The organism is Sphingobacterium sp. FBM7-1 (assembly GCF_020687765.1).
Lineage (GTDB): Bacteria > Bacteroidota > Bacteroidia > Sphingobacteriales > Sphingobacteriaceae > Sphingobacterium.
In genome coordinates this window covers 117,393-143,434 of sequence record NZ_JAJEWJ010000002.1, presented here as the reverse complement: position 1 = coordinate 143,434, position 26,042 = coordinate 117,393, and the positions used below count along the sequence as shown (strand labels likewise).

Sequence of the window (26,042 nt, the reverse complement as noted above, 5' to 3'; positions counted from 1 at the left end):
AAGCAAAAAAAATCAAGGCTGAGTATGGTTCGGCTATCTTAGTTTGCCTATTCCTAAACAGAATAAAACTCACTTCGTTCAGACATTATTCTGTTTTAAACGGAATAGCCTGCTCAAAGATGGCCGCCGAACAATACAAGGCCGTTTTAATCCGCTTGACCGCTGGACATAATTCATCGCGTTTATTACACTCTTGTACCATCCCTCATTAACCTCAAATGTCGCCTCCGGAACTTTGACATTTGTAGGAACTCATTCTTAGCACTATCCTTTCTGTCAAAGATCCGCAGCGACGATTTTTTTTGTTTCTTTTTTTGAGGTAAAAAAAGAAAAGACTACTTGACTTCTACGGCATCAATATAAATATCCTTAGCGTCAATTGACGTTACGCGAACGCGATACGTACCGGCATTAATCATCGTTCCGGTGTCGGTGTCAATATAATTCCATTTTCCGTCGCGGGTAGGCTCTAAGCGTACTTTTTCTGCCGGCTTCAAAACTACATCATCCATCGTAATCAGTTCGATCGTTGCTTCGCGCGTTTCCGTCGAAGCGTTATGGTATTTGAGCATCAAAGCATAGACATCGGCTACACCAACTTTTATTTCAAATTCCATCCATCCATCATTCGCCGTGTATTGTAAACGGTCGCTTTTCTGGAAATGCACCTGTTGCATCTCTTTATAACGGCTGCTTTGGTATGCTTTATAACTCGTCGATTCCTTTAAATCAAAGGCGGGCTGCAAACCGCTTTGCTGCTGGAATACCACAAGCTCCGCATCTACGCTCTTGGGAACTTGCACCACATCTCCTGCATCCAGCACTTTTCGGTAAACTTGATAATACGCCCCCTTATTATTCATAACGGAATCGCCCATAAACTCGTATCCAGATTGCTCTGTATTCGAAAGAAGGTAAAAATTTGTCGGCTGACGGAAGGTCAATACCAGATCTTCCTGCATAGTGTTCGGCAAGAAATAATCGGATCCATATAAGTAACCCGGAAGCTTGTGGAACGACAGTTTCCGGCTAGCGTCATACTCCTGTCCAATATCCATCCAACTCGCTATTTTGGGAACTGTTCCAGACGGAACTGCGATATTAAAATGGGTAAATTTCTTCTCGTTTATAGGCTGTGCATCAACTGCTGCAATTGCAATAGCATGAATGAGCGCTTGCCCAGCTGCAACATGTGGAAAATGAACTTTTAATTCACCGCCTTGCACATGCACTTCGTATACGCGCTTCAATGCAGCATCGTGTCCGACTTCTTTCCAAATGTCGATATTTTTTTCTTGTACCGCGCCATTAATCGCTACGTCAAAAAGACGCATAGCCGTACCATCCTTCAACCCCGCACCACCGACCCATGGTTCTGCGAAATAAAGTTCTACCTTATACGTTCCATCGGGAACATCGAAGCGGTAAGCCAACTGATCCAAGCCATACCGGAAGGTCTGAAATAACGACCAATCGGCCACCCCTTTTATCGGATCGAAGACACGCCGTTGGCTGGCAAAGGTGGAAGAAATATCATCAAAGTTATCCGCCCACGACACTGAGCCCCATCCTGCTTCTTTGGCGTAAGGCTGGTCTGCAAGCCAATTTTGTCCGAACGCATCCGTATAGGACGACCCTCCACTATTCACGCGATAGAGATACTGCAGCCCTTCCTCCCCTTTTAATAAGGTTGAAGCGGTGTCTCGCATTTGAGCAAAACTCGGACTTTGTGGCAAGTTGAACAGGATAATAGTATCCCGAACAACAGTCTTACCGCCATTTCTGCCTTCTGCATAAAGCACGTTATATTGAACATCAACGCCGTTAAATTCAAAAGGTCTTCCAAATCCGGGATGTTTTTGTACACCCAGAGAAATGTTTTCCAAATCATTGAAGAGTTCTACTTCTTCACAGTTGGAATAGATACGAATCGCATTTTTCACGCCAGCCTCGAGCCAGCGGTTAGGCCAAGTATGGGATGCTATATGAACCATCGGGTCATGCTGTTTATCGCTATAATGCGCCCGGTACATATAATAAGCATCCGTCGGTTCACCCCAAGGGGTTAATAGACCTTTATAGTTAACCGGCCCAATCTTATCGAGATCACGTAAGCCTTCTCCACCCTGTATACGTCCCGGATTATCATGTGAATTCCACAACCATTGATAATGGCCAATCGCTTCACCTTTTACCGAGTCGGCCAGCCGCAATTTGGTTTCCAGAATTTCGGTAAACCTCGCCTCGCTGTAGACCGGATGGTTAGGAAGATAAGGAGGTTCGGCATGGAGTTCCAACGTACGCCATGCACCGTATTCTCCCACCAATAGTTGGCGCTTTAGATCTTCTCCATAGGTATTATGATCTCCTCCATACGTCCCTGTCCAGTTTTGTGGCACATCCCAATCCGTGCCACCTCCGCCATTACAGGTTGTCACGAGGCGCTGAATAGAAGCCGTCGGATCCATGGAACGGATAATCTCCATGCATTCCCGGGCAAAGTCTTCCGGCAGGGTACTTTCGTTTTCTATCCCCCAAAGGAAAACGGATGGGCTGTTACGGCGTTCTTTCACCCAATCACGTAACAGGCTTTTAAAATTCGTACGAAACGCTTCGTTATCAAACCAGATATGGGCCGCCATCTGCGTCCATAACAAAATACCGTTTTCATCCCAAAATTGCTGATAACGCAAATTATGAGGCTGATGGGCATCCCTAAAGGAATTGAATCCCAAGGCTTTCATATCCCGTACGCGAGACGAAATTTCTTCTGCAGTAAAAGCGTGGGAGCCCCCTAATTTATGCTCGTATTCGGCTATGCCATGAATAAATACGGGTTTTCCATTCACCAGTAGTTGATTCGTTCCAATAGGTTTTAACCCTTTCGGCCAACGTATGGAGCGAATTCCATAGGGCGTTTCGATTTTATCCAATAATTTTCGCCCTTCTTGCACAATGGTTTCCATTGTATACAGGTAGGGGTTCTCCGTATCCCAAAGATTCGGCCTAGTAACGGAAATTGTCGATAGTGTGAATTCGCTAGTAGTACGCGCTTGGATATGATGCACGTCTTTTGTACGATGTACCTGCTTACCCGTCGCGTCCCGCATAATAGTCAAGATCGTAAGCTGCCGGGCTTTCTCCGAGGTATTGACGACCTCTACGGTCTGCTGTATCTTTGCGCCATTTTTATCTGCCGTCTCATCATTCCAGTAATGCACGCCAAAGGGTGCAATATTGATTTCATTCTTTACAATCAAACTTACAGGACGAAAAATGCCCATGGGCTGTGAACCTTCCGAAAATCCACGCTCGGCCGAGCCTCCGCCGTCTACCCAGGGTAAGTCCCGGATTAAAGGTGGATGGTCTGCGCGTACGGCTAATACGTTAGGGCGTCCATCTGCATGGATTGCCTCGCTTACATCCAAAGTGAAGGTAGTCCGGCCCCCTGCATGGTACCCTACTTTTTTGCCGTTTAGCCATACCGTAGCGTAGGATCCAACACCTTCAAAAAACAGATAAAACCGTTTTCCTGCTTGCTTTTGCTGAACCGTAAATACTTTGCGGTACCAGGCATGTCCGAATTGATTTCCACGGAGCATCCGTCGGTAACCGCCGTATTGATCCCAGTTATGTGGTACATTAACCGATTTCCAATCGTCTGCCCCCACGTATGACTCCTGCTCAAACCCCTGATAAAGGGTTGAATCATCCTCGTGCATCACGGTCTGCCAATCTGCATCCAACGATATGATCTGACGCGGTGCTTGTGCGAAGGCTAGGGTCATAAAAATATAGAGGAAGGTTATGCTGGCAAATACTTTACGCATTATTTTAAAAGATTAAGAGCTGTATCGAATGTATATTTTTTATTCTTCTTGGTTGGGATCTCGACTACTTTCCCTTGATAGCGAAGCTTGAGCGGCTTGCCGGCATATGACCGAACAGAAACTTGTGTTAATTTATGTTCGTCCCATGTGAGGTCAATTTCGAAATTACCGCGTGCTTTTAAGCCTCGTACGTTTCCTTGAGAAAGTTCTTTCGGTAAAGCTGGGAGAATATCCACGAAAGCTGTATGGCTCTGGAGCAACATCTCGCCTATACCCGCCGCCCCGCCGAAATTACCATCAATCTGGAAAGGCGGATGGGCGTCAAACAGATTAGGGTATGAACCACCGGCACTACCCGCTGGACGCAACAACATCTTGATCATGGTATAGGTGTGTTGCGCATCCTTTAATCGCGCCCAGAAGTTTATTTTCCACGCCAGACTCCAGCCGGTGCCATCGTCGCCCCGCATACGCAAAGACTGTTTAGCGGCATCTACCAAAGCGGGTGTATCGTCCATATTGATTTCACTTCCCGGATGTAGTCCCCAGAGATGCGATACATGTCGGTGCTTATTATCGGGATCGTCTAGGTCTTCCAACCATTCTTGCAATTGTCCGTATTGACCGATTTGGTTAGGTGCAATTTGCGGTAACATCGTTTGAATCGAGTCCCGCAGCGCGGCATCTTTACCCAGTAATTTCGCGGATTCTGTAAAAACCCCGAACAAGGCACGGATAATCTGGTGGTCCATGGTCGGCCCTTTTACTAGTCCGCCATATTCGGGAGAATTAGACGGTGTACTGACTAACCAACCCGTTTTTTGGTCTTTTACTAAAACATCTTTAAAGAAAAGCGTAGCTCCTTTAATGATATCGTAATATTCCCGAATGATTTTAGGGTCTTGGTTAAACAAATAATGCTCCCATAAATGAGTGACCAACCAAGCGCCACCAGTCGGCCAAATTCCGTGATTGGAATTATTGATCGGAGCGGTGCCCCGCCAGACATCGGTGTTATGGTGCAATACCCAACCGCGCGCATTGTAAAACTGACGCGCTGTTTCTTGACCGGCTTCGCTCAACTCCCGGATCATCCGGAATAGCGACCCATGCAATTCGCTTAGATTGAGCATCTCTGTTGCCCAATAGTTCATCTCCAGATTGATATTGGCCGTGTATTTGCTTCCCCACGAAGGTTCTAGCCACGGATTCCATATTCCCTGTAGATTAGCGGGATGCGTTCCTTCACGGGCGCTGGCTATCTGTAAATAGCGTCCAAATTGGGCATATAAAGCGATTAGGTCGGGATCGGCTGCTGTTTCAAAACGACGTAACCGCTCATCGGTCGGGATCTCCCGCTGGGCTTGCCCTCCCAAATCTATATGAAAACGGCTGAAGAGTTGACGGTAATCGTGCTGATGTGCGTCCAGCAGCTTTTCAAATGACTTTTTTCTTATTTTTCGATGATGTGCTGCCGCTTTGACCATGTAATCCGGAGCGAGCGTTTTGTAATCTCCGTAATTGGTGGCACCCGTAAGATATATATCTGCGGTAGTTGCATCTGTCACTTGCAATTGACCATCTTTTTCGACGATGGTTCCTCCGTCAAGTTTGATGGTTAAGAAAGAGGTTCCCTCTAAAGCGCCATCTTTGACATGTACCGTCATCGCCAAAGTCTGCTCATCTACTTTCCAGATACGATGTTTTTCGTGTTTGGTTTCTACGGCCAAACCGAAAGAAATTTCACCCGGCTTATCGGCCGTAAGACGAATGCCAATCATATTATCCGGATAGCTCGCAAAATAAGTCCGGGAAAACTGTACGCCTTCTCTTTCATATTTTACTTCCGCCAATCCGGTTTCCAAATTTAAACTACGTTTATACCCTCGGGTCTCTCCTGCCGGAAATTGAAACTTTAAACTACCGAAAGGTTGGTAAGAAGCTTGGTATGCTCCTACTTTGGGGGCCTTCGAATCCTGGATCCAGTATTTCCAGTCGCCCACTAAGGAAACAAACTTCCCTGCTGTATTTTTTACCCCGATAGGAATACGGGTATCTTTGTAGCCAGAAATCCCACCTTTGCCTGCAAAGTTGATTACCTGTACGGCGACAACATTTGTTCCTTCGCGTAGGGCTTCTTTCGGAATAGTATATAAACGTTTTGTCCCATCTCCCTTTTCGTGTCCTACGAAGTGACCGTTCACGTAAGTATAATCATACTGTCGGACCCGATTGAGATCGAGCTCCCAATCGCCGTTTAAGTCGTCAGCGGTTAACTGGAACGTTGTCCGGAACCAAATCGCTCCATCGATTCCTTCCAACCCCACTTCTTCCCAGCCTTCGTATGAAGGCATAGGAATCGTGGACCAAGCTGTATCGTCAAAACCATGCGTATATACGCCATTCTTTTTCTTTCTCTCTTCACTTACACGTACTAACCAAGGTTCGTTCGCTTCGGTCTCGCTTTTTAGACCCATAAACTCGTTCATCGCGAGCTCTTCTGCTTCACGCTGCTTTCCTTGGTCTAACAGAAAACGAATGGTATCCAGATAGTGATGTGCGCCTACCTTATTATAGTTCCTCGGCTCACCGGTCCAAAGTGTTTCTTCATTAAATTGCACTTCGTCCAAGGTGTCTCCTCCGAATATCATCGCACCCATCCTCCCGTTCCCGATGGGTAAAGCTTCTTCCCATTCACGAGCAGGGGCATCATACCATAAGGTATGTTGCCCTTGCGCACTTACAACGCTTAATCCATACAAGAAAAGAAAGAAAAATGTTAACCGCATAGTCTTATTTCTTTTGTGCTTCGATGTTGTTGGTTACAATAGCAGCTGCCGTTGTACCTTTCACCGTTTGCCGCACGTTATTAAAGTTATTACCGTGTATAAAAATGCCTTTATTGTTGTCTCCTACAAGTTCAACAAAAGTATCCGTGCCGGCGCTTGGGAAACTCTGCTGTATATTCGCATCTGTTACGTCTGCTAACACTAACATGGGACGACCGTCCTTTGGCGTGTTATTCTGGATACTGGTCAGGTTCAGTACATGGACGTTTTTCGCCTGTAAGAACGGCTCATTTTCCACGTCTACCTGGACATTATTAAATGTTATATGCTTAGCATTTTCTATTTCGAAGCCGGACTTCGCTTGCATATTAATGTTGTTAACGCTAATATTTTCAATCGGCATCTCTTCCAGTCCGCGTATCCGCATGACGCGGTTAGTAGTACCACTCATATTACTGATGTGGATATTCTTGAACTGCGGTGTGCGCTCGCTCACCGGTTCGGGTTCGGTTTTAGCATATTGTGTATTTAGTACAATCGCCTGATCGCGAATATTACGCATCACAATATTACTTACCCGGATGTTTTCTACCACACCTCCTCTACCGCGCGCCGTTTTTAAGCGGATACCGCGGTCTGTTCCGTCAAAGATACAGTTGGAGATCACGATGTTCTTCACTCCTCCGGACATCTCGCTCCCGATGACTACACCACCGTGTCCGTTCAACATGGTACAATTAGTGATCGTATAATTTTCTGCCGGGATATTTACCTTACGACCTGAACGATCTTTACCTGATTTGATGGTGATACAATCATCCCCTACCGATATATGACAGTTGGCAATATGCACATTGCGACAGGATTCGGGATTAATACCATCGGTATTGGGGGACTCTGGATTGTAAATGGTTACCCCGTCAATCGTTACGTTATCGCAATACTGTGGATTTACGGTCCAAAAAGGTGAATTCTGAATTTTTATGTCTTTAATCTGTACGTTCTCGCAGCGTAAAAACTGAATGAACGGCGGGCGCAAGAAGCCGCGCTCTACCCAACCCGGCAGATCAGGAGCTAGAACATCTTTATTTAGCCGCTTGAATTCTTTTTGCCATTTGGTTTCTTCTCCCTCTTTTTGCTGCCGAATGGTAACTTCTGAATATCCCCACCATTTCTTACCATGACCGTCGATCAGACCACGCCCTACGATTGCGATGTTCTCTAAGTCTGTTCCGTAAATTAATGGCGAAAAGTTCGTTACCTCCGTACCTTCCCACCGGGATTCTACCATTGGTAAGTAATGATCGAAGTCATCGCTGAAATGTAGCTCTGCGCCTGCATCAATAAAAAGTGTGATATTACTTTTAAAATGGATAGGTCCCGTGATGTATTTTCCGGCTGGGAAATAAACGGTTCCGCCGCCTTTGTCAGCCGCGGCGTCAATTGCTTTAGCAATAGCTTCCGTGTTCAATCCGGTACTGTCGTTGCTCCCACCATATTCCAATACATTATAAAACTGTTGTGCCTGTATCGACATGCCCATCGTGGCTATCAACAGCCCCAATACAATAATTCCTTTCTTTATCATTATAATTTAACTTTTATCGATTTCAATTTTTTTGATTGTGCCACACGTTTACCGTCTGCATATACCGTTAATCCTTTTCCTTTTCCGTACTTGCTGCCATCGGCATCCCAATAGAGATCCACAATTTTATTCTTGTAAGGCACGCCCTGTAGGGTAAAATAATCCCACTGCTCTTCTGGGATAAGCGGCTTTAATTCGAAACTGTTGTCTAGCTGTGGTTTAAATCCAACTAGATCTTGGATAATAACATCTGCAAATGTGGAATGATTATAAAATTTACTACGTGGATTATCCCCTTTGAGCCAGAAGCCGGTCACCTCATCTTGGTATTCACCAATATATGCCTTACCATCCATCACATGAGAGGCGGCATATTGCTGAACCGCTTCGTAAAAATCAGCTTTCGTAATCTGTTTGCCTTGCTTGTAATCCGCTAGGAAATTAGCCATACCTCGCAATGTCTGACTACTCGCGAAAGGCCATATCGCACCATCCCATTCGCAGCTGTGTCCTGATCCACGTGTACGGAAGGTAGGTTCTCTACGTTCTGCGGTTGTCAAGCCCCAAGGAGCTTTAAACCCAGCGGTATCAATCACTTGTAACCAGGCTTCTGCGTACATACGCTTATCGGGTACAGCATAAAACCCCCAAGGGATGAAACCGATCGCTTCGCGCGCCGAATGCAACTCTCCGGATTCCAAACCGGTTTTAAAGAAGCTATCCTTCTCATCCCAGAGCGAATCCAATAGGAGCGTCTGTAAATGCGCCGCTTTTGTATCGTAATTTCGCTTTAAGCTATCATTGCCTGCCATCTTGGCCATCGTCGATAATGCGCGGGCATTTGCGTACATGTAGCTATTAATGGTCGGACGCCGGTTTTCTACGTGCCGCCCTCCCGATACAGACTCTTCCATACCGTCTTTGACATCATGCTGCCAAAATAGGCCACTCGGTAGTTGGCGTTCTTCTTCCCATTTCAAATAATCCTTATCCAGATCATTCAAGCGTTCAAGAAGGTACTTCTCGTCGTCTTCCACCATATGATAGGCGAGCAGGGCATCAGGTAACCAAGAGCTGAACTGGTGAAAGCGGGGTCTCGTTTCACCTTCATCCGCATGGTAGAGAAAAAAGTCGACATACTCTTTCAGGAAATCGCTATTCCGCAGCCACCTTCCTTCATAAATATGATGTCCTAATGCACAACTAATGGAATTATACTTTCCGGCATGCGATACCGGCTCAATGAACTCCGTTACAATCGTTCCCTCCGGCGTTTCTTTAATGTGTTTTCGATAAGACCACCAGCGGAAATAATAGGTTTCTTCTATTGCACTGTCTGGACAGGCAAACAAAGGGATGTTATCTTTCATCCATGCTGCAGCGCTTTTATTATCAATCTTGTTAATAACAGCCTCGTTGTCCTGACTATTAAATTTATCAACATAGCTCTCAAGCTTCGTGTTCAGGTTTCCCTGTGCAGCTAATGTCCCCGGAATTAGGAGCAGGAGCATACTTGCAAGTTTGTTTATCGTCATTGTTATTCTATTACAGTTTAGTTTCCTCATAATAACCGAAGAGGTCGTCCATATCATCGCCTTGGTTATCGACATCTGCATTATAAGCATGTTGAAGCTCATCATCCGCGACAAACCCAAGAATCAATGCTTCTCCCTTTGGTATTTTCAGCTCATTCTTCCCTTTCGGAAAGGAATAGGTGTGAATATCTAACACGGGCATATATTGCACACGCAGGGCATTGCGAATCTTGGCTTCTGCCTGTCCATAATCGTTAGCGGATGCATCGATCTCCAATACCGGCTTAGGCGCGAATACTTTATCGGGGTTATTAAAATAGCCTACCAAAACCTTTACGGGCTGATCACTTTCGAACGGTAGGGTTGTACCGTAGAGCTTCTGTTCTTCCGAGTTAATCATAACTGCTTTCATACCTTCCAGTTCGTTGGCCAGATGGGTAACAACTAACTCTTGATCTAAATGCAGCTTCGCCCCCTTCTTTAAAACAGCATAAGAGACATCGGCTTTCACTTCCACCGCTTTATCACGGAGGTACTGACGCTCTTCTTTGGGTTGGCCGACTGTGGCTACCAGCGAATCTATCGACCATTCAAAGTTTTGTAACTCCGTTTCGAATACGGGCAACATCTCGTTCCAATGTTTGAAGGTAGCATCGGCTCCGCGCATCGGAATTTTGCGCTGTTTTGTTTGCATACTATTCGCATATAAATAGCTATCGGTGGTTAATGTCGTCAGTTTTTTATAAGCGACTACACTTTGCCGGAAATCAGGCAGTGCTTTTCGCAACGACTCCACATCTTGCGTGTACTTATAACCTAACAGTTGAATTGCAGCTTTAACTTTGAAGCTATAATGCTCGGCCAAGGCTTGATGAATGTAAATATCGTTGATTAAACGCTGAAACTCCGCTTGATTTCTGTTCGCTGCTTGCTGCATACCTTGAATAGCTTGGACGGCTTTATTAGCGTGCCGTACAATCTCATCTGCCACCCGAATCGGTGTTTCGCCGACATGCGATTCGCCCTTGAACTGCTTTTCTGCATAATCAATAATCATTTCCCCTTCGGGAGCTTCTGATTCGTACAATAGCGTAAAGAGTCCATAACGATAAGGGTTAATAAGCTGAGTCATAAGCATACCTAACGAGGATGTTTGCCGATTACCGTCCGTAATTCCGAAACGGCGTAGAATTTTGGGAGATATCTCGCCTATTTCATCTAATGCCAGCAACAGCGCCGTGCTCTGTGTTTCCGAAATTCCGTAATATGCGCTTAATTGTGCTGCCCAATAGACCTGCTCTTCTTGCTCGGGACGGGCTGCTTTCCACGCGTAGCGTGCCCACGCTTTATACCACATCCAGTCTCTTTCTACCTGCAATAATCGCTTATCTGCTTTATCTGCCGTATAAGGCCAATCCCAATAGGATGCTTGCGGGTATAAATGAAGACCGTTAGAGAAATGTATATCATGCATAGATTGTACAGATTTCTGTATAAAATCGGGGGCCGCGTAACGAAAGGGCTCCAAATTAGCTAGAATATGTACATTTTGTATATGGACCGTACCAATACTACCTAGTGTCTGATGTAACTCTGCCCATTTCCCTCGTGTCTCATAGGTCGTTAGCGCTTCACCGTTAAATTTAGCGGTGGTATATAAATTTTTATAAATAGGGAGAGCCGCTTTCATAACCGCAGGTGCATCCGTGTCATGTGCACGCAAAATAATAGGGGGTTCTACCGTATTCCCAACAGCTTGCAAGCCGTCTTTTACTCCTGGAATAATAGTTTTGGTAAACCAGTCGATATCGTCCTGACCTACCCCCTCCATTGCTTCGCCCAAAGTGACCAACAACCCTACATTTGGATATTTTTCAACGAACGCAGCGATCGATTTACGCGTATAATCGGAAATTAATGGCGTAATTACCCGATTTCTCTCTTGGGTTTTCAACCCGTGATGATCTGCAAAAGGTTTCGGCAATAAAATGTTATAAAACATTTGAATGACCCATATTCCGCGCTTATTGGCTTCTTCGGTTAGAAAACGATAAATTTCTTCGTTTTTTGCAAAAGTTTCTTCGTCCACCTCCAACGCGTAGGGATAATCTTTTAGTTTCACTAGGGATGAGAAAGGATGGCCGTTCCACAAATACAACGTATTGTACCGATTCTCGAGCATCATATCTAAATACTGCTTCCATAGTTCTTTATCATAGAACCAAGGGAACAACGATTCGGTATAGGGGTACTCATAAACATCACGCCCAGGTAAGTACTCCGTTTTCTGCAAGCCAATAGCTGTACCACGAAGAACCATTTCTGGGGCATCGCTATACGTAACGGGCTTATCCGTATAAAATTCATTTTTAAGCGCTTCTTCACAACCGTAGAGAAGGCCACTCTCGTCTTTCCCGACGATAATCAACGGCGCCCCTGCTTCCTTTCTATACACAATAAAGGATTCTGCACCTTCCAAACCTTCCAATAAAGTGGTTGGGATCAGTTCAGTCCATCGCTCCGAGGTTCCGAGAACGCCCAACAGTAGGTCTCCCTGATGTAGAGAAGTTTCACCAAACCGAAACTCCGTAGACTTTTCCCCCGTGGCATCGACCATTTTAGCCACCGCATATTGTAAGCGTTGGGTGTTCGAAACAGCTTCCTCAGTGTATAACACGCGTATCGGCGTCGCGCCCCAAGCATTCCAAGTAAATAGCCCCCATACACAGAGCGCTAAAATATATTTCACAAAAAACTTCATCATTCAAAACAACTATTAAAATTGCAATTTTTCCTCTGTATAATTATCTTATTACTACACAATATTATCATCTCGTCCTTTTATAACACGTCCGTTACACAAAATGGAGGAGAAAATACTACAGTAAACATCTTTATAATTGTACATTTCTTTTCGCCTAATTATTTATTTTTTTGCAAATCCCTTATTTATTTTCCACCTTTAGCGTTTCATCTATGAAGCCGTATTATTTTTAGTTATTTCAAAACTTATGTTAAAAAATCTCTTGTTTTTAGCTTGTATCATGTCGTCACTTACACTTTTCGGACAAAACAAACGGATGTTGCCTTATGCCATTCAAGAAGGTACGCTAAACGAACAATTCAACAACCTGAATAATTTATCAAGATCCCAAAATGCCGACTTTAAGCTTATTCGAAAAACGAATCTAGAGATTGTGCGAAGGAATGTCTTGGATTCTATAACGCATTACCGAAATGAGATTGCGACACTTAAATCAAATTCATCGTCTTCAACAGGTACAATCAACGCTTTAAGGGATTCGGTAACGACATTAGACACTGCTCTACAAGCCGAACAGCATAAAACAAATACCATTTCATTTCTAGGTATCGATTTTGCGAAAGGGTCGTACCACACGATGGTATGGAGTATTATCATTGTTTTTGTACTAGCGTTTCTGATCACGTTAGCTTCCTTTAGGAAAGCAAAAGTGGACACGAATGAGTTTAAAAAGACTTCAGATCAGCTGCAGGAAGAGCTTCAGGCATTGCGCAAAAAATCCTTAGAAAAGGAACAACAACTTAAACGCCAATTACTGGATGAACAGATGAAGCGGAACACTTAATATCGTTTCAATGAGGAAGCAATAAAAAAATTTACGATTAAGCGTTTTGCTTTTAATAAGATATAGCTTATTTTTGCATTCCAAAATACGGATGTATTAAAACATCCGCTGTAAATTGATTAATAAATATTTAGTTCCTATAATATGCCCAATATTGGTAAAATAGCGCAGATTATCGGCCCCGTAGTTGACGTCAACTTCGCCGACAATGACAATCTTCCCAAAATTTATGACGCTTTGTACATTGAGAAAGACAATGGTCAACGCATCGTTCTGGAAGTTCAACAACACTTAGGTGAAGACCGCGTTCGTACAATCGCAATGGATGCAACGGAAGGTTTGGTACGTGGAATGAAAGTAGTTGATACGGGCGCTCCGATCAAAATGCCTGTTGGCGAAGAGATTAAAGGTCGCGTATTCAACGTCGTTGGTGGAGCCATCGATGGTATCCAGGAATTAGACACAACCAACGGACGCCCTATTCATAATGAACCACCTAAGTTCGAAGAGCTATCTACTGAAACCGAGGTGTTATTTACAGGTATTAAAGTAATCGACTTACTTGAACCTTATGCTAAAGGTGGTAAGATCGGTTTGTTCGGTGGTGCCGGTGTAGGAAAAACGGTATTGATCCAAGAATTGATCAATAATATTGCCAAGGGACACGGTGGTCTTTCTGTATTTGCGGGCGTTGGTGAACGTACGCGTGAAGGAAATGATTTGTTGCGCGAGATGCTTGAGTCAGGTATCATCAAATATGGCGATCACTTCATGGAAGGTATGGAAAAAGGCGAATGGCCTTTGGATAAAGTAGACAACGAGTTACTTAAAGATTCCAAATGTACTTTTGTTTTCGGACAGATGAACGAGCCTCCTGGGGCACGTGCGCGTGTAGCTTTGTCAGGACTTACCGTAGCGGAATATTTCCGTGACGGAGACGGACAAGGTCAAGGACGTGACGTTCTTTTCTTTATCGATAACATCTTCCGTTTCACACAAGCAGGTTCTGAAGTATCGGCACTTTTAGGCCGTATGCCATCAGCCGTAGGTTATCAGCCGACACTTGCAACAGAGATGGGTTTGATGCAAGAGCGTATTACTTCAACTAAAAATGGATCTATTACATCGGTACAAGCGGTATATGTACCTGCCGATGACTTAACCGACCCTGCGCCAGCGACAACTTTCGCTCACTTGGATGCCACAACGGTATTGTCTCGTAAGATCGCTGAGTTGGGTATTTACCCAGCGGTTGACCCATTGGATTCAACCTCTCGTATCTTGTCACCAGCAGTATTAGGCGACGAGCATTATAACACCGCACAACGCGTAAAAGAAATTTTACAACGCTATAAAGAACTACAGGATATTATCGCCATCCTTGGTATGGACGAGTTATCAGAAGAAGATAAATTAACGGTTCACCGTGCACGTCGCGTACAACGTTTCTTATCTCAGCCATTCCACGTAGCAGAACAATTTACAGGTTTGAAGGGTGTATTGGTGGATATTAAAGACACCATTAAAGGTTTCAATATGATTATTGACGGCGAAGTAGACGAATATCCAGAAGCTGCATTTAACTTAGTGGGTAACATCGATGAGGCTATCGAAAAAGGCAAAAAATTACTTGCGGAAGCCGTTTAATTAAGCACACCGTGCAAAGTGTAGATATTACGAACATGAAACTAACAATCATTACTCCAGATAAATTAGCTTACGAAGGTGACGCCACGGCGGTGACGGTACCAGGCAGCGCTGGTTCCTTTCAAATCTTGCAGGATCACGCTCCAATCGTATCTACTTTAGAAGATGGAAAAGTTATTATTCGAAGTACACAAGGTCACACTGTTTTTGTTATCAAGGGTGGCGTCGTCGAAGCAAAGGATAATAATATTACGGTTTTAGCAGAGGGAATCGTCGAAGAATAATAAGTTAAAAAACACCTCTAAATAAGGTAGCCCACAGTTTCTAACTGTGGGCTATTTTTTTCTAACTTTCGGCTAGCTTCTCCCCTTTTTAAGAAGAATTTAGAGCTTATCAGCGAAAATTACATTTTCTAAAAACTATACCGATTTTAATTCGAGTCTATCTACACTAAAATTTAAAACCACTATAAAAATATAAGCCAGAATAATATTTTGCACAAATAGTAATATCAAAACAATAAACTTTTTCAAATTTCCTGTTTTTGCTATTGTAATAAATTGTTAATAGCCTTACCTTGAGCATAGCGAAACGGAAGGGATCAGTATGCAGTATTATAATCAAGACACGTACATTTATTTGGATGGGGATTTTGTGAAAGCCACAGACGCCGGAATAGATTTATTCGGTCAGTCGCTGCATTACGGTTATAGTGCCTTCGAAGGGCTAAGAGCTTACAGCACGCATCACGGAACTAGAATTTTCAAAGCAGAGGAACATTTCGCGCGTTTACAGCGCTCTTGTGAAGCTATCAATCTCCCCTACCTATGGAACAATCAGCATTTGATTGAAAAATCTTACGCGTTATTAGAAGCAAACAATCTACGTGCCGCATATATTCGTCCTTTGGTTTTCTCTGGTTCGAATATGCATCTTACCTCGGCGAAAGATGCCCATATCATGATCGCAGCTTGGGAATGGGGTCCATATTTGGGACAGAACTTGCTTCGTGTGTGCACTTCTAAGGTTCAACGTCTTCATCCAAAGTCTTTTCATATAGAGGCAAAAGTGTCGGGTCAATATATCAATGCAATTCTAGCATCGACAGAAGCTATTCGCGAAGGGTTTGATGAGGCTTTAATGTTGGATCACAATGGTTTTTTAGCGCAGGCATCTAGTGAGAACTTATTTATTGAAAAGGGACATAAGCTTTACACCCCACCTCTTGGTAATATATTTCCGGGAATCACCCGCAAAACAGTAATAGATTTGTGCAGACACCTACATATTGAGGTAATTGAGAAAAATCTTACTATTAAAGATGTCCAGGACGCAGATAGTGCATTTTTATGTGGTACCGCGGCAGAAATCATTGGAATTAAAGAGGTGGATGGTATTGTATACAAAGAAGATTGGGAGCATACTATTGGCGCTTCCATCCAGCGAAAATATAAACAGTTAGTTTTAGAAGAAGAGAATTATGAAGTCATCATCTGACAAAAAAAGTGTTATGAACAAGTACAGTCGCATCTTTACACAAGATGAAACACAGCCTGCGGCAAAAGCCATGTTGTATGGTATCGGGCTTACGGATGCCGATATGGATAAAGCGCAAGTAGGTATTGCCTCTATGGGGTATGACGGAAATACCTGTAACATGCACTTGAACGATCTGGCTCAGTTGGTAAAACAGGGTATCTGGAGCAACGATTTAGTGGGACTCACTTTTGGTACAATCGGTGTAAGTGATGGCATGAGCAACGGTACAGAAGGGATGCGCTATTCGCTGGTGTCACGGGATGTCATTGCAGATAGTATAGAAACCATCTGTGGCGGTCAATATTATGACGGTGTGGTCGCTATTCCTGGTTGTGACAAAAACATGCCAGGCGCTATTATGGCGATGGGTAGATTAAACCGGCCGGCTATTATGGTCTACGGAGGAACGATCGCACCAGGTCACTATAAAGGCGAAGAATTAAATATCGTATCTGCATTTGAAGCGTTAGGTAAAAAAATTGCAGGTACTATTTCTGATGAAGATTATGATGGCGTGATCCGTCATACTTGCCCAGGCGCTGGTGCGTGTGGAGGAATGTATACGGCAAATACGATGGCTTCGGCGATCGAGGCTCTAGGGATGAGTTTACCATATTCCTCTTCTAACCCAGCCATATCCGAAGAAAAAAAGAAAGAGTGTTTGGAGGTAGGAAAATACATGCACATCCTCTTGGAAAGAGACATTAAGCCTACCGACATTATGACGCGGAAAGCCTTCGAAAACGCTATGCGAATGATTGTCATTATGGGTGGCTCAACCAATGCGGTCCTCCATTTTATTGCTATAGGCAAGGCAGTCGGCGTCGATATCACGCCGGATGATTTCCAACGGATGTCTGATGAAACTCCCGTATTAGCGGACTTCAAACCTTCCGGAAAATTCTTAATGCAGGATTTACAACAATACGGAGGTACGCCTGCGGTCATGAGATTTCTTTTAGATGAAGGTTTGATCCATGGTGATTGCTTAACGGTGACGGGAAAAACGGTTGCAGAGAATTTAGCTGGTATTAAATCGATTATGGATTATAATCAACCTATCATTCAACCTCTAGACAAGCCGATCAAAGCTACAGGACATCTTCAAATTTTGTACGGCAACTTGGCAGAACAGGGTTCTGTTGCGAAGATATCTGGTAAAGAAGGCGAGAAATTTACCGGTACCGCACGTGTATTTGATGGAGAGCAAGATTTGGCAAAAGGAGTTGCTTCGGGTCGCGTTAAACCTGGTGATGTGGTCGTCATCAAAAATGAAGGCCCCAAAGGAGCTCCAGGTATGCCCGAAATGCTAAAGCCTACCTCATTAATCATTGGGGCAGGATTGGGAAAATCAGTAGCCTTGATTACAGATGGTCGTTTCTCCGGTGGAACCCATGGGTTTGTCGTAGGGCACATTACGCCTGAGGCCTATGAGGGTGGTCTTATTGGTCTGGTGGAGGATGATGACATTATTGAAATCGATGCGGTAAACAATACGATCAACGTAAAACTATCGGACGAAGAAATTGCTGCCCGCCGGGCAAACTGGGAACAACCAGCGTTAAAAGTAAACAAAGGAGTGTTATATAAATATGCGAAAACCGTAGCCAATGCGTCACAAGGCTGCGTAACAGATTTGTAAATCAAAAACCTCAATACTATCGAAATGAGTACACTGGAAAAAGCAGAATCAAAGGAGCAAGCACAAACAGCTGTTAATACCCAATTAAGTGGGTCGCAGGCTGTATTGGAGGCTTTGATTCAAGAAGGGGTAGATACCATATTTGGTTATCCAGGAGGGGCTATCATGCCTATATACGATGCGTTATACGATTATAACGATAAACTGAACCATATTTTAGTCCGTCATGAACAAGGTGGCGTTCATGCCGCTCAAGGTTATGCGCGCACGTCTGGACGTGTGGGCGTGGCTTTCGCGACAAGTGGTCCGGGAGCAACTAATTTAGTGACTGGACTAGCGGATGCAATGATTGATAGCAATCCTATCGTTTGTATTACGGGACAAGTGTTTGCTTCCTTATTAGGAACAGATGCTTTTCAAGAAACAGACGTGATCAATATTACGACGCCGGTTACCAAATGGAATTATCAGGTGACCGATGCTACGGAGATCCCTAGCATATTGGCTAAAGCATTTTATATCGCGCAAACCGGTCGTCCGGGTCCAGTTTTAATTGATATTACAAAAAACGCACAGATACAATTATTTGATTATAAGGGCTATGAGAAATGTGATCATGTGCGTAGCTATAGACCTAAGCCGATTGTTCGTAAAGAATATATAGAAAAAGCAGCCGAAATTATTAATGCTGCCAAAAAACCTTTTGTACTTTTTGGACAGGGTGTTATTTTAGGTAAGGCCGAACAGGATTTCAAAAATTTTATCGAAAAAGGTGGTTTTCCGGCTGCGACAACTGTCATGGGATTAAGTGCTTTGGAAACAGACCATCCATTACATGTGGGTATGCTGGGTATGCATGGAAACTATGCCCCAAATGTCATGACCAATGAATGCGATGTATTGATTGCCGTGGGGATGCGATTCGACGACCGCGTTACCGGTCGGTTAGACAAATATGCTAAACAAGCAAAAGTCGTCCACTTGGATATTGATCCAGCAGAAATAGATAAAAATGTAACTACCACTGTTCCGGTATGGGGCGATTGCAAAGAAACTTTACCTCTGCTTACGCAGCTTATCCAACAACATGACCATAGTGCTTGGTTGGCCGAATTTCGGGAACTAGAGAAAAAAGAAGTGCAGGAGGTCATTCAGGATGAACTGAATCCGACATCAGATATTATGACTATGGGCGAAGTCATCCGAGTTTTAAATGAACTGACGGGAGGTGATGCTGTTATTGTAACGGATGTGGGCCAGCATCAAATGGTCACTTGTCGCTACGCTAAGTTTAACAAATCGAAGTCCAATGTTACCTCGGGTGGCTTAGGCACAATGGGCTTTGGATTACCTGCGGCAATCGGTGCTTGGTATGGTGCTCCGGAGCGCGACGTCGTAGCGGTTATTGGCGATGGAGGTATCCAAATGACGATACAAGAATTGGGGACAATTATGCAATTTGGTGCAAAAGTAAAAATCCTCATTCTCAATAATGAGTTTTTAGGCATGGTGCGTCAATGGCAGCAATTATTTAACGATAAACGCTATTCTTTCGTAAACATTACGAGTCCAGATTTCGTCGCCGTAGCAAAAGGATACCATATTGAAGGAAACAAAATTTCTGACCGTAATGATCTCCGTCACGCACTAAAAACGATGCTTGACCACGATGGCTCGTATTTGTTAGAGATTATGGTAGGTAAGGAAAATAATGTTTTCCCAATGGTTCCACAAGGTGCTTCCGTATCGGAAATTCGTTTAAAGTAAAAAGCAAAGAAATGGAAAAAAAAGAATATACCATTACGTTGTACACCGAGAACTCTATCGGTATGATAGGGCGCATATCGGGCATCTTTTCCAGAAGAAAAATTAATGTAGAAAGTTTGAATACTTCGCCGTCCGAAGTGGAGGGCATTCACCGTTTCACTATTTTGATTCAAGAAAGTGAAGAAGTTGTCCGTAAGCTTTGCCGACAAATCGAAAAACAGGTGGAAGTTTTGAAAGCTTATTACAACACGGATGAAGAGTTGATCTGGCAAGAACAGGCACTTTACAAAGTTCCCACCGAAGTCATCGCTGAAAAAGCATCTGTGGAGCGACTACTTCGGGAATACGGCGCTTCTGCAGTCGTTATCCGACATGATTACACAGTTTTCGAGACAGCTGGTCATCGAGAAGAAATCGACCGTCTTACCGCAGCGCTGGGCGAATATGGTCTAATCGAATTTGTGCGTGGTGCTCGTATTGCGATCATTAAAAACAGTGCCGGATTCCACACAAAAATAAAACAGTTTGAACGCGAAGAGCCTGCGCCGGATATTGTTGGAAACGAATATCTTGATCAGCAGCAAAGAGTGTTTACCATGTAGTTTGAAAGAGTAATGAGAGCAACATTTAAATTTATACTAGATACGCGGAAAGCCTTTATTCAGTTATTAGAAGATCTTTCTTTAGAGGAAATCAACGAGATCCCAACTGGTTTTAACAATAACATCATTTGGAACTTCGGACACATCGTCGTAAGTACACAAACTTTATCTTATGTGCGAACGGGAATCACCACTGACACCTCGTTTGTTAAGTATCTGGAAACATATAAAAAAGGTTCGAAACCCTCCTATTTTGTCTCTGCGGAAGAAGTCGCTGAACTTAAGGCATTGGCTATTTCTACCGTCGAGAAGATTGAAGAGGATTATAATAAAGGCGTATTTGAAACTATTCAGTCTTATGATACCGCAACTTACGGAGCAACATTACATAGCTTTGCGGATGTGTTGGTCACCACTTCGGGACACGACAATTTACATCTAGGTTATGCAATCGCTCAACGCAGAACAATTAAAAAGTAAATCAATCAAAAACAACGTATTATAACAACAAAACAATGGCAAATTATTTTAACACCTTACCTCTTAGAGAACAATTAAACCAATTAGGAGAAGCTGAGTTTATGGATTCCGCTGAATTTTCAGACGGTGTAAATGCTTTAAAAGGTAAAAAAATCGTAATCGTAGGTTGTGGGGCCCAGGGTTTGAACCAAGGCTTAAACCTGAGAGATAGCGGGTTAGACGTTTCTTATGCATTACGTAAAGAAGCTATTGAACAAAAAAGAGATTCTTGGAAAAATGCTACAGACAATAACTTCGCTGTAGGCACATATGAGGAATTGATTCCGACTGCAGATCTAGTTATCAACTTGACACCAGATAAACAACACACTTCTGTGATCAACGCTGTTCAACCTTTGATGAAGCAGGGAGCTGCTCTTTCTTATTCGCATGGATTTAACATTGTGGAAGAGGGTATGCAGATCCGTAAAGATATTACCGTTATTATGGTTGCGCCTAAATGTCCAGGTTCGGAAGTTCGTGCAGAATATTTAAGAGGTTTTGGTGTTCCGACCTTGATCGCTGTACATCCAGAGAATGATCCTGAAGGCAAGGGATGGCCTTATGCAAAAGCTTACTGCGTGGGCACAGGTGGACACCGAGCAGGGGTATTAAAGTCTTCCTTCGTGGCAGAAGTTAAATCCGACTTGATGGGTGAACAGACGATCCTTTGTGGTTTATTGCAAACCGGTTCGATCTTATCTTTTGATAAAATGGTTGAGAAAGGAATCGATGCTGGTTACGCGTCTAAATTGGTACAATACGGCGTGGAAGTGATTACAGAAGCTTTGAAGCACGGTGGTGTTAGCGGGATGTTGGATCGCTTATCTAATCCAGCAAAAATCAAAGCTTTTCAAGTGTCTGAAGAATTGAAAGATATTATGCGTCCATTATTCCAAAAACATCAGGACGATATCATGTCTGGCGAATTTAGCAAAACGATGATGGAGGACTGGGCGAACGGCGATGCTAATCTTTTAAAATGGCGTGCTGAAACAGGAGAAACCGCTTTCGAAAAAACGCCTGCAGGTGATGTAAAAATAAGCGAGCAAGAATATTTTGATAATTATCTATTAATGGTTGCTTTTGTAAGAGCGGGTGTGGAATTAGCTTTTGAAACAATGGTGGAAGCTGGTATTAAACCAGAATCTGCTTACTACGAATCGCTACACGAAACACCACTAATTGCCAACACGATTGCGCGTAAAAAGTTATTTGAGATGAATCGTGTAATTTCTGATACGGCAGAATACGGCTGTTACCTATTCGATCAAGCATGTAAGCCATTATTAACGGACTTCATGAAAAAAGTAGATACTGATTTAGTGGGCAAAAATTTCAATGAAGGTAAAGATGGTTCTGTAGATAATGTCCAACTTGTCCAAGTTAACGAAATCTTACGTAATCATCCGGTAGAAATCGTCGGTGTTAAATTACGCCAAGCGATGACCGCGATGAAGGCCATTAAAACGGTTTAAGAGTATTGCTGATAAAGTTTAATAAGGTTGAGTAATTTCTTAACCTTATTAACTTTTATATCAACTAAAAGAGAGAAAAATAAAATGGGAAAAACATTAGTAGAGAAGATATGGGATGCGCACGTTGTCAAACGTGAGGATGGCTTTCCGGATATTTTATATATTGATACGCACTTGATCCACGAGGTGACCTCGCCGCAGGCGTTCGACGGATTACGTAAACGAGGAATACCCGTCTTCCGTCCGAATCAAACGGTGGCTACTGCCGATCATAACGTACCCACACTTAATCAACACCTACCTATCCAGGAAGAACTTTCACGTTATCAAGTAGATATGCTGACCAAAAACTGTAAAGAGTTCGGCGTGGAGTTGTATGGTTTAGGGCACCCTTATCAAGGTATCGTCCATGTTATCGGCCCTGAACTAGGTATTACGCAGCCAGGCAAAACGATGGTATGTGGCGACAGCCACACCTCTACGCATGGGGCTTTTGGCGCTATCGCTTTTGGAATAGGAACGTCACAGGTGGAGCAGGTATTTGCAACGCAATGTTTGTTGCAGCAAAAACCAAAAACGATGAAAATCGAAGTGAACGGTGAGTTAGCAAAAGGCGTAGGTGCAAAAGATATTGTCTTATATATTATCTCTAAAACAACAGCTGCCGGTGGTACCGGGTATTTCGTAGAATTTGCGGGTTCCGCTATTCGATCATTGAGTATGGAAGGTCGGATGACGGTCTGCAACATGAGCATCGAAATGGGAGCCCGGGGAGGACTTATCGCGCCCGACCAAACCACGTTCGATTATGTGCATGGCCGGGAATTTGCGCCAAAGGGTGAAGAGTGGGAAAAGGCCCTCGCCTATTGGCAAACATTGTATTCTGATGAAGATGCGCAATTTGATGAAGTGTTGGAATTTGATGCCGCAGATATTCAGCCTATGATTACCTACGGAACGAATCCAGGAATGGGAATCGGTATATCTCAGGCTATCCCTGCGACCAGCGATCAGCCCGAGTCAGAACGTCCGTCGTATAAAAAAGCGTTAGAATACATGGGTTTTCAGGATAACGAAACCTTGCTAGGTCACCCTGTAGACTATGTGTTCATCGGTTCCTGTACCAACTCCCGTATAGAGGATCTACGAGCGGTAGCGTCCTTTGTAAAAGGCAAGAAAAAGGCCGATAACGTGGAAGTCTGGATTGTTCCCGGATCTAAACAGGTGGAAGCGCAAGCGAAAGAAGAAGGAATTGACAAGATATTTGCAGAAGCCGGCTTTATACTTCGCGAGCCAGGATGTTCCGCTTGTTTGGGTATGAACGAGGATAAAATTCCTGCAGGTAAATATTGTGTGTCAACGTCGAACAGAAACTTCGAAGGCCGCCAAGGCCCGAACGCGAGAACGATGTTGGCTAGCCCACTAACAGCAGCAGCAGCAGCAGTAAGTGGAAAGATTATGGATATACGGGAGATACTCTAATCGTTTTAGATATGAAGAAATTTGAAAAATTAACATCTAGGGTAGTACCCCTACCCATAGAAAATATTGACACTGATCAGATTATTCCCGCGCGCTTTTTAAAAGCGACTACGCGAGAGGGGTTTGGCGACAATTTGTTTCGCGATTGGCGTTATGATGGTGCAGGACAACCGAAAGCAGACTTTGTCATGAACAATACCACCTATGCGGGAAAAATATTGGTAGCTGGCAAAAACTTTGGTTGTGGATCTTCCCGCGAACATGCGGCATGGGCTATCCAAGATTACGGCTTTGATGTCGTCATCAGTTCATTCTTTGCTGATATTTTCAAAGGAAATGCGTTAAACAACGGGGTATTACCTATCACTGTTCCAGAGAACTTTTTAGAAAAAATATTCGATACCGTTTTTTCGGATCCGAACACAGAATTAACGATAGACTTAGAAGCCCAAACGGTCACGATCAACGCTACGGGTGAAAGCTTTGCGTTTGAAATCAATCCGTATAAAAAGTCGTGTTTGATAAACGGGTACGATGATATCGACTACATCTTAAACCACAAAGAGTTGATCGAAAATTACGAACAGCAGCGCTAATGAAACAACCACTCGTCCAAATTGTCCAATTAAATCTCCAATATGCTGATCAGGTCGTGTTGTCCGATTTTAATTGGACCATATATGCTGGCGAGAACTGGGTAATTGGAGGAAAAAGCGGTACGGGGAAAACTTCGCTAGCCAAAACGATAGCCGAAGATAAGCATCCCGCACACGTTTATTATGTTTCCAACTGGTATCAGTTCACTAATCTGGAAGGAGATCGTAACTTTTATTACCAACAACGGTACAATAAATTCCAGACAAACGATACACTCACGGTTTACGCGGATCTCTTGCATTTTGGGCAGAAACACGGTCTGGATTTTGCCGATGCCGAGCCTATTTTAGAAGCTTTAGGCTTCCAGAATTGTAAGGATACGCAATTGATCGAGCTATCGAGTGGAGAACATAAAAAACTACAACTGGTACAAGGCTTGTGGCTGCGTCCGAAACTTTTAATCATCGATGAACCCTTTACCGGACTAGATCAGCAGTCCAGAGTAAACTTACTGGATATCTTTGATAAAATAGCGGAAATGGGGACATCCTTAATTCTCGTGACGAACGAGGAAAATTTACCCACTTGCATCAACCGTTTTGCGGAAATCGAAAATGGGAAGCTCCGTGTAGTAGAACACCCTGCTGATTTTTCGAAAGATGCAAGACGGAACAAGAAACCGATTCCTTATTTTTTGCAACAGGCGCCTAGCTTCACCAACACATCCGTCGTTGAATTACGAAATGTGTCGGTGCGATATGGAGATAAAGTTGTATTGAAAAATGTAAATTGGAAGATAAATGCCCGTGAAAAATGGTTGTTACAGGGACCGAATGGTTCTGGAAAATCCACGTTATTGAGCCTGTTAAACGGAGATCATCCACAAGCTTATAATGCGGATGTGTGGCTATTTGGTGCCAAACGTGGATCGGGCGAAAGTATTTGGGATATCAAGGAAAAAGTAGGGATTATATCGCCCGAAATGCATTGGTATTTCGACCAAAACGCGACTGTCTGGCACACCATCGCATCTGGCTTTTACGATAGCATCGGTTGGTTTTTAGAGGTAAAATATGAAGAGAAGAAACGCATAGAACAACTCTTGGATTTTTTCGATTTATTGCCTTATAAGAACCAGTTGCTCCGTACCCTCCCTTTAGGAAAACAACGTCTGGCTCTTTTGGCGAGAACTATTATCAAAAACCCACCTTTATTGATCTTGGATGAACCTTGTCAGGGCTTGGATGTTGCACAAACGAATCATTTCAATGCTGTAGTTGACGAACTATGTGCTAACGGCAACACCTTAATTTACGTCGGGCATTATGAATCACAAATACCTTCTTGCATCGAACACAGACTTCTTTTAGAAAAGGGTGAGGTTGTAGAGGAAGTAACGATATAAATAACAGATATACA

Annotated in this window: 17 protein-coding genes; 12 read left to right on the top strand and 5 right to left on the bottom strand. The window is 43.6% G+C overall.

Annotated features, from left to right (window positions below):
- Window positions 1-335: 335 nt before the first annotated feature.
- Genes LKO28_RS05245 through LKO28_RS05225 form a run of 5 tightly spaced genes read right to left on the bottom strand, consistent with a single transcriptional unit; the run spans window position 336 to window position 12,506 of the window.
- A complete protein-coding gene (locus tag LKO28_RS05245) occupies window positions 336-3,830 on the bottom strand; it encodes a malectin domain-containing carbohydrate-binding protein (RefSeq protein WP_227693654.1) in 3,495 nt (1,164 codons plus the stop codon).
- Entirely contained in the window at window positions 3,830-6,619 is a 2,790-nt protein-coding gene (locus LKO28_RS05240) for a glycosyl hydrolase family 95 catalytic domain-containing protein (protein ID WP_227693653.1), read from the bottom strand. The genes LKO28_RS05245 and LKO28_RS05240 overlap by 1 nt, the downstream gene beginning before the upstream one ends.
- 4 nt (window positions 6,620-6,623) lie before the next feature.
- Complete coding sequence (locus LKO28_RS05235; protein ID WP_227693652.1) at window positions 6,624-8,207, bottom strand: glycoside hydrolase family 28 protein; 1,584 nt, start codon at window positions 8,205-8,207, stop codon at window positions 6,624-6,626.
- Window positions 8,207-9,742, bottom strand: a complete 1,536-nt coding sequence (locus LKO28_RS05230) for an MGH1-like glycoside hydrolase domain-containing protein (RefSeq protein WP_227693651.1) — start codon at window positions 9,740-9,742, stop codon at window positions 8,207-8,209. Before LKO28_RS05230 ends, LKO28_RS05235 begins: the two co-directional genes overlap by 1 nt.
- A 10-nt stretch (window positions 9,743-9,752) precedes the next feature.
- Entirely contained in the window at window positions 9,753-12,506 is a 2,754-nt protein-coding gene (locus LKO28_RS05225) for a hypothetical protein (protein WP_227693650.1), read from the bottom strand.
- Between the two features lie 247 nt (window positions 12,507-12,753).
- Here LKO28_RS05225 and LKO28_RS05220 point away from each other — a divergent pair, with 247 nt between their 5' ends.
- The 12 genes from LKO28_RS05220 to LKO28_RS05165 all read left to right on the top strand — a co-directional run bounded on the left by LKO28_RS05220 (window position 12,754) and on the right by LKO28_RS05165 (window position 26,028).
- Window positions 12,754-13,350 carry a hypothetical protein gene (locus LKO28_RS05220; protein ID WP_227693649.1) on the top strand — a complete coding sequence of 199 codons (597 nt, stop codon included), beginning with the start codon at window positions 12,754-12,756 and terminating at the stop codon, window positions 13,348-13,350.
- 144 nt (window positions 13,351-13,494) lie between these two features.
- Window positions 13,495-14,997, top strand: coding sequence for a F0F1 ATP synthase subunit beta (gene atpD / locus LKO28_RS05215; RefSeq protein WP_227693648.1), 1,503 nt, complete (start codon window positions 13,495-13,497; stop codon window positions 14,995-14,997).
- A 35-nt stretch (window positions 14,998-15,032) separates the two neighbouring features.
- Window positions 15,033-15,281: an ATP synthase F1 subunit epsilon gene (atpC, locus tag LKO28_RS05210; protein ID WP_227693647.1), complete on the top strand. Its 249-nt coding sequence runs from the start codon at window positions 15,033-15,035 to the stop codon at window positions 15,279-15,281.
- Between the two features lie 322 nt (window positions 15,282-15,603).
- Window positions 15,604-16,494 carry a branched-chain amino acid transaminase gene (locus LKO28_RS05205; RefSeq protein WP_227693646.1) on the top strand — a complete coding sequence of 297 codons (891 nt, stop codon included), beginning with the start codon at window positions 15,604-15,606 and terminating at the stop codon, window positions 16,492-16,494.
- Window positions 16,478-18,178, top strand: coding sequence for a dihydroxy-acid dehydratase (gene ilvD, locus LKO28_RS05200; RefSeq protein ID WP_227693645.1), 1,701 nt, complete (start codon window positions 16,478-16,480; stop codon window positions 18,176-18,178). Before LKO28_RS05205 ends, ilvD begins: the two co-directional genes overlap by 17 nt.
- Window positions 18,179-18,202: 24 nt before the next feature.
- Window positions 18,203-19,945: a biosynthetic-type acetolactate synthase large subunit gene (gene ilvB, locus LKO28_RS05195; protein WP_227693644.1), complete on the top strand. Its 1,743-nt coding sequence runs from the start codon at window positions 18,203-18,205 to the stop codon at window positions 19,943-19,945.
- A gap of 11 nt (window positions 19,946-19,956) precedes the next feature.
- A complete protein-coding gene (gene ilvN, locus LKO28_RS05190; RefSeq protein ID WP_227693643.1) occupies window positions 19,957-20,547 on the top strand; it encodes an acetolactate synthase small subunit in 591 nt (196 codons plus the stop codon).
- 12 nt (window positions 20,548-20,559) lie between these two features.
- Window positions 20,560-21,027 carry a DinB family protein gene (locus tag LKO28_RS05185; RefSeq protein ID WP_227693642.1) on the top strand — a complete coding sequence of 156 codons (468 nt, stop codon included), beginning with the start codon at window positions 20,560-20,562 and terminating at the stop codon, window positions 21,025-21,027.
- A gap of 35 nt (window positions 21,028-21,062) precedes the next feature.
- Window positions 21,063-22,544: a ketol-acid reductoisomerase gene (ilvC, locus tag LKO28_RS05180; protein WP_227693641.1), complete on the top strand. Its 1,482-nt coding sequence runs from the start codon at window positions 21,063-21,065 to the stop codon at window positions 22,542-22,544.
- An 84-nt stretch (window positions 22,545-22,628) separates the two neighbouring features.
- On the top strand, window positions 22,629-24,026 hold the full coding sequence (leuC, locus tag LKO28_RS05175; protein ID WP_227693640.1) for a 3-isopropylmalate dehydratase large subunit: 1,398 nt from the start codon (window positions 22,629-22,631) through the stop codon (window positions 24,024-24,026).
- An 11-nt stretch (window positions 24,027-24,037) separates the two neighbouring features.
- A complete protein-coding gene (gene leuD, locus LKO28_RS05170) occupies window positions 24,038-24,622 on the top strand; it encodes a 3-isopropylmalate dehydratase small subunit (protein WP_227693639.1) in 585 nt (194 codons plus the stop codon).
- Window positions 24,622-26,028, top strand: coding sequence for an ATP-binding cassette domain-containing protein (locus tag LKO28_RS05165; RefSeq protein ID WP_227693638.1), 1,407 nt, complete (start codon window positions 24,622-24,624; stop codon window positions 26,026-26,028). The genes leuD and LKO28_RS05165 overlap by 1 nt, the downstream gene beginning before the upstream one ends.
- Window positions 26,029-26,042: the final 14 nt, after the last annotated feature.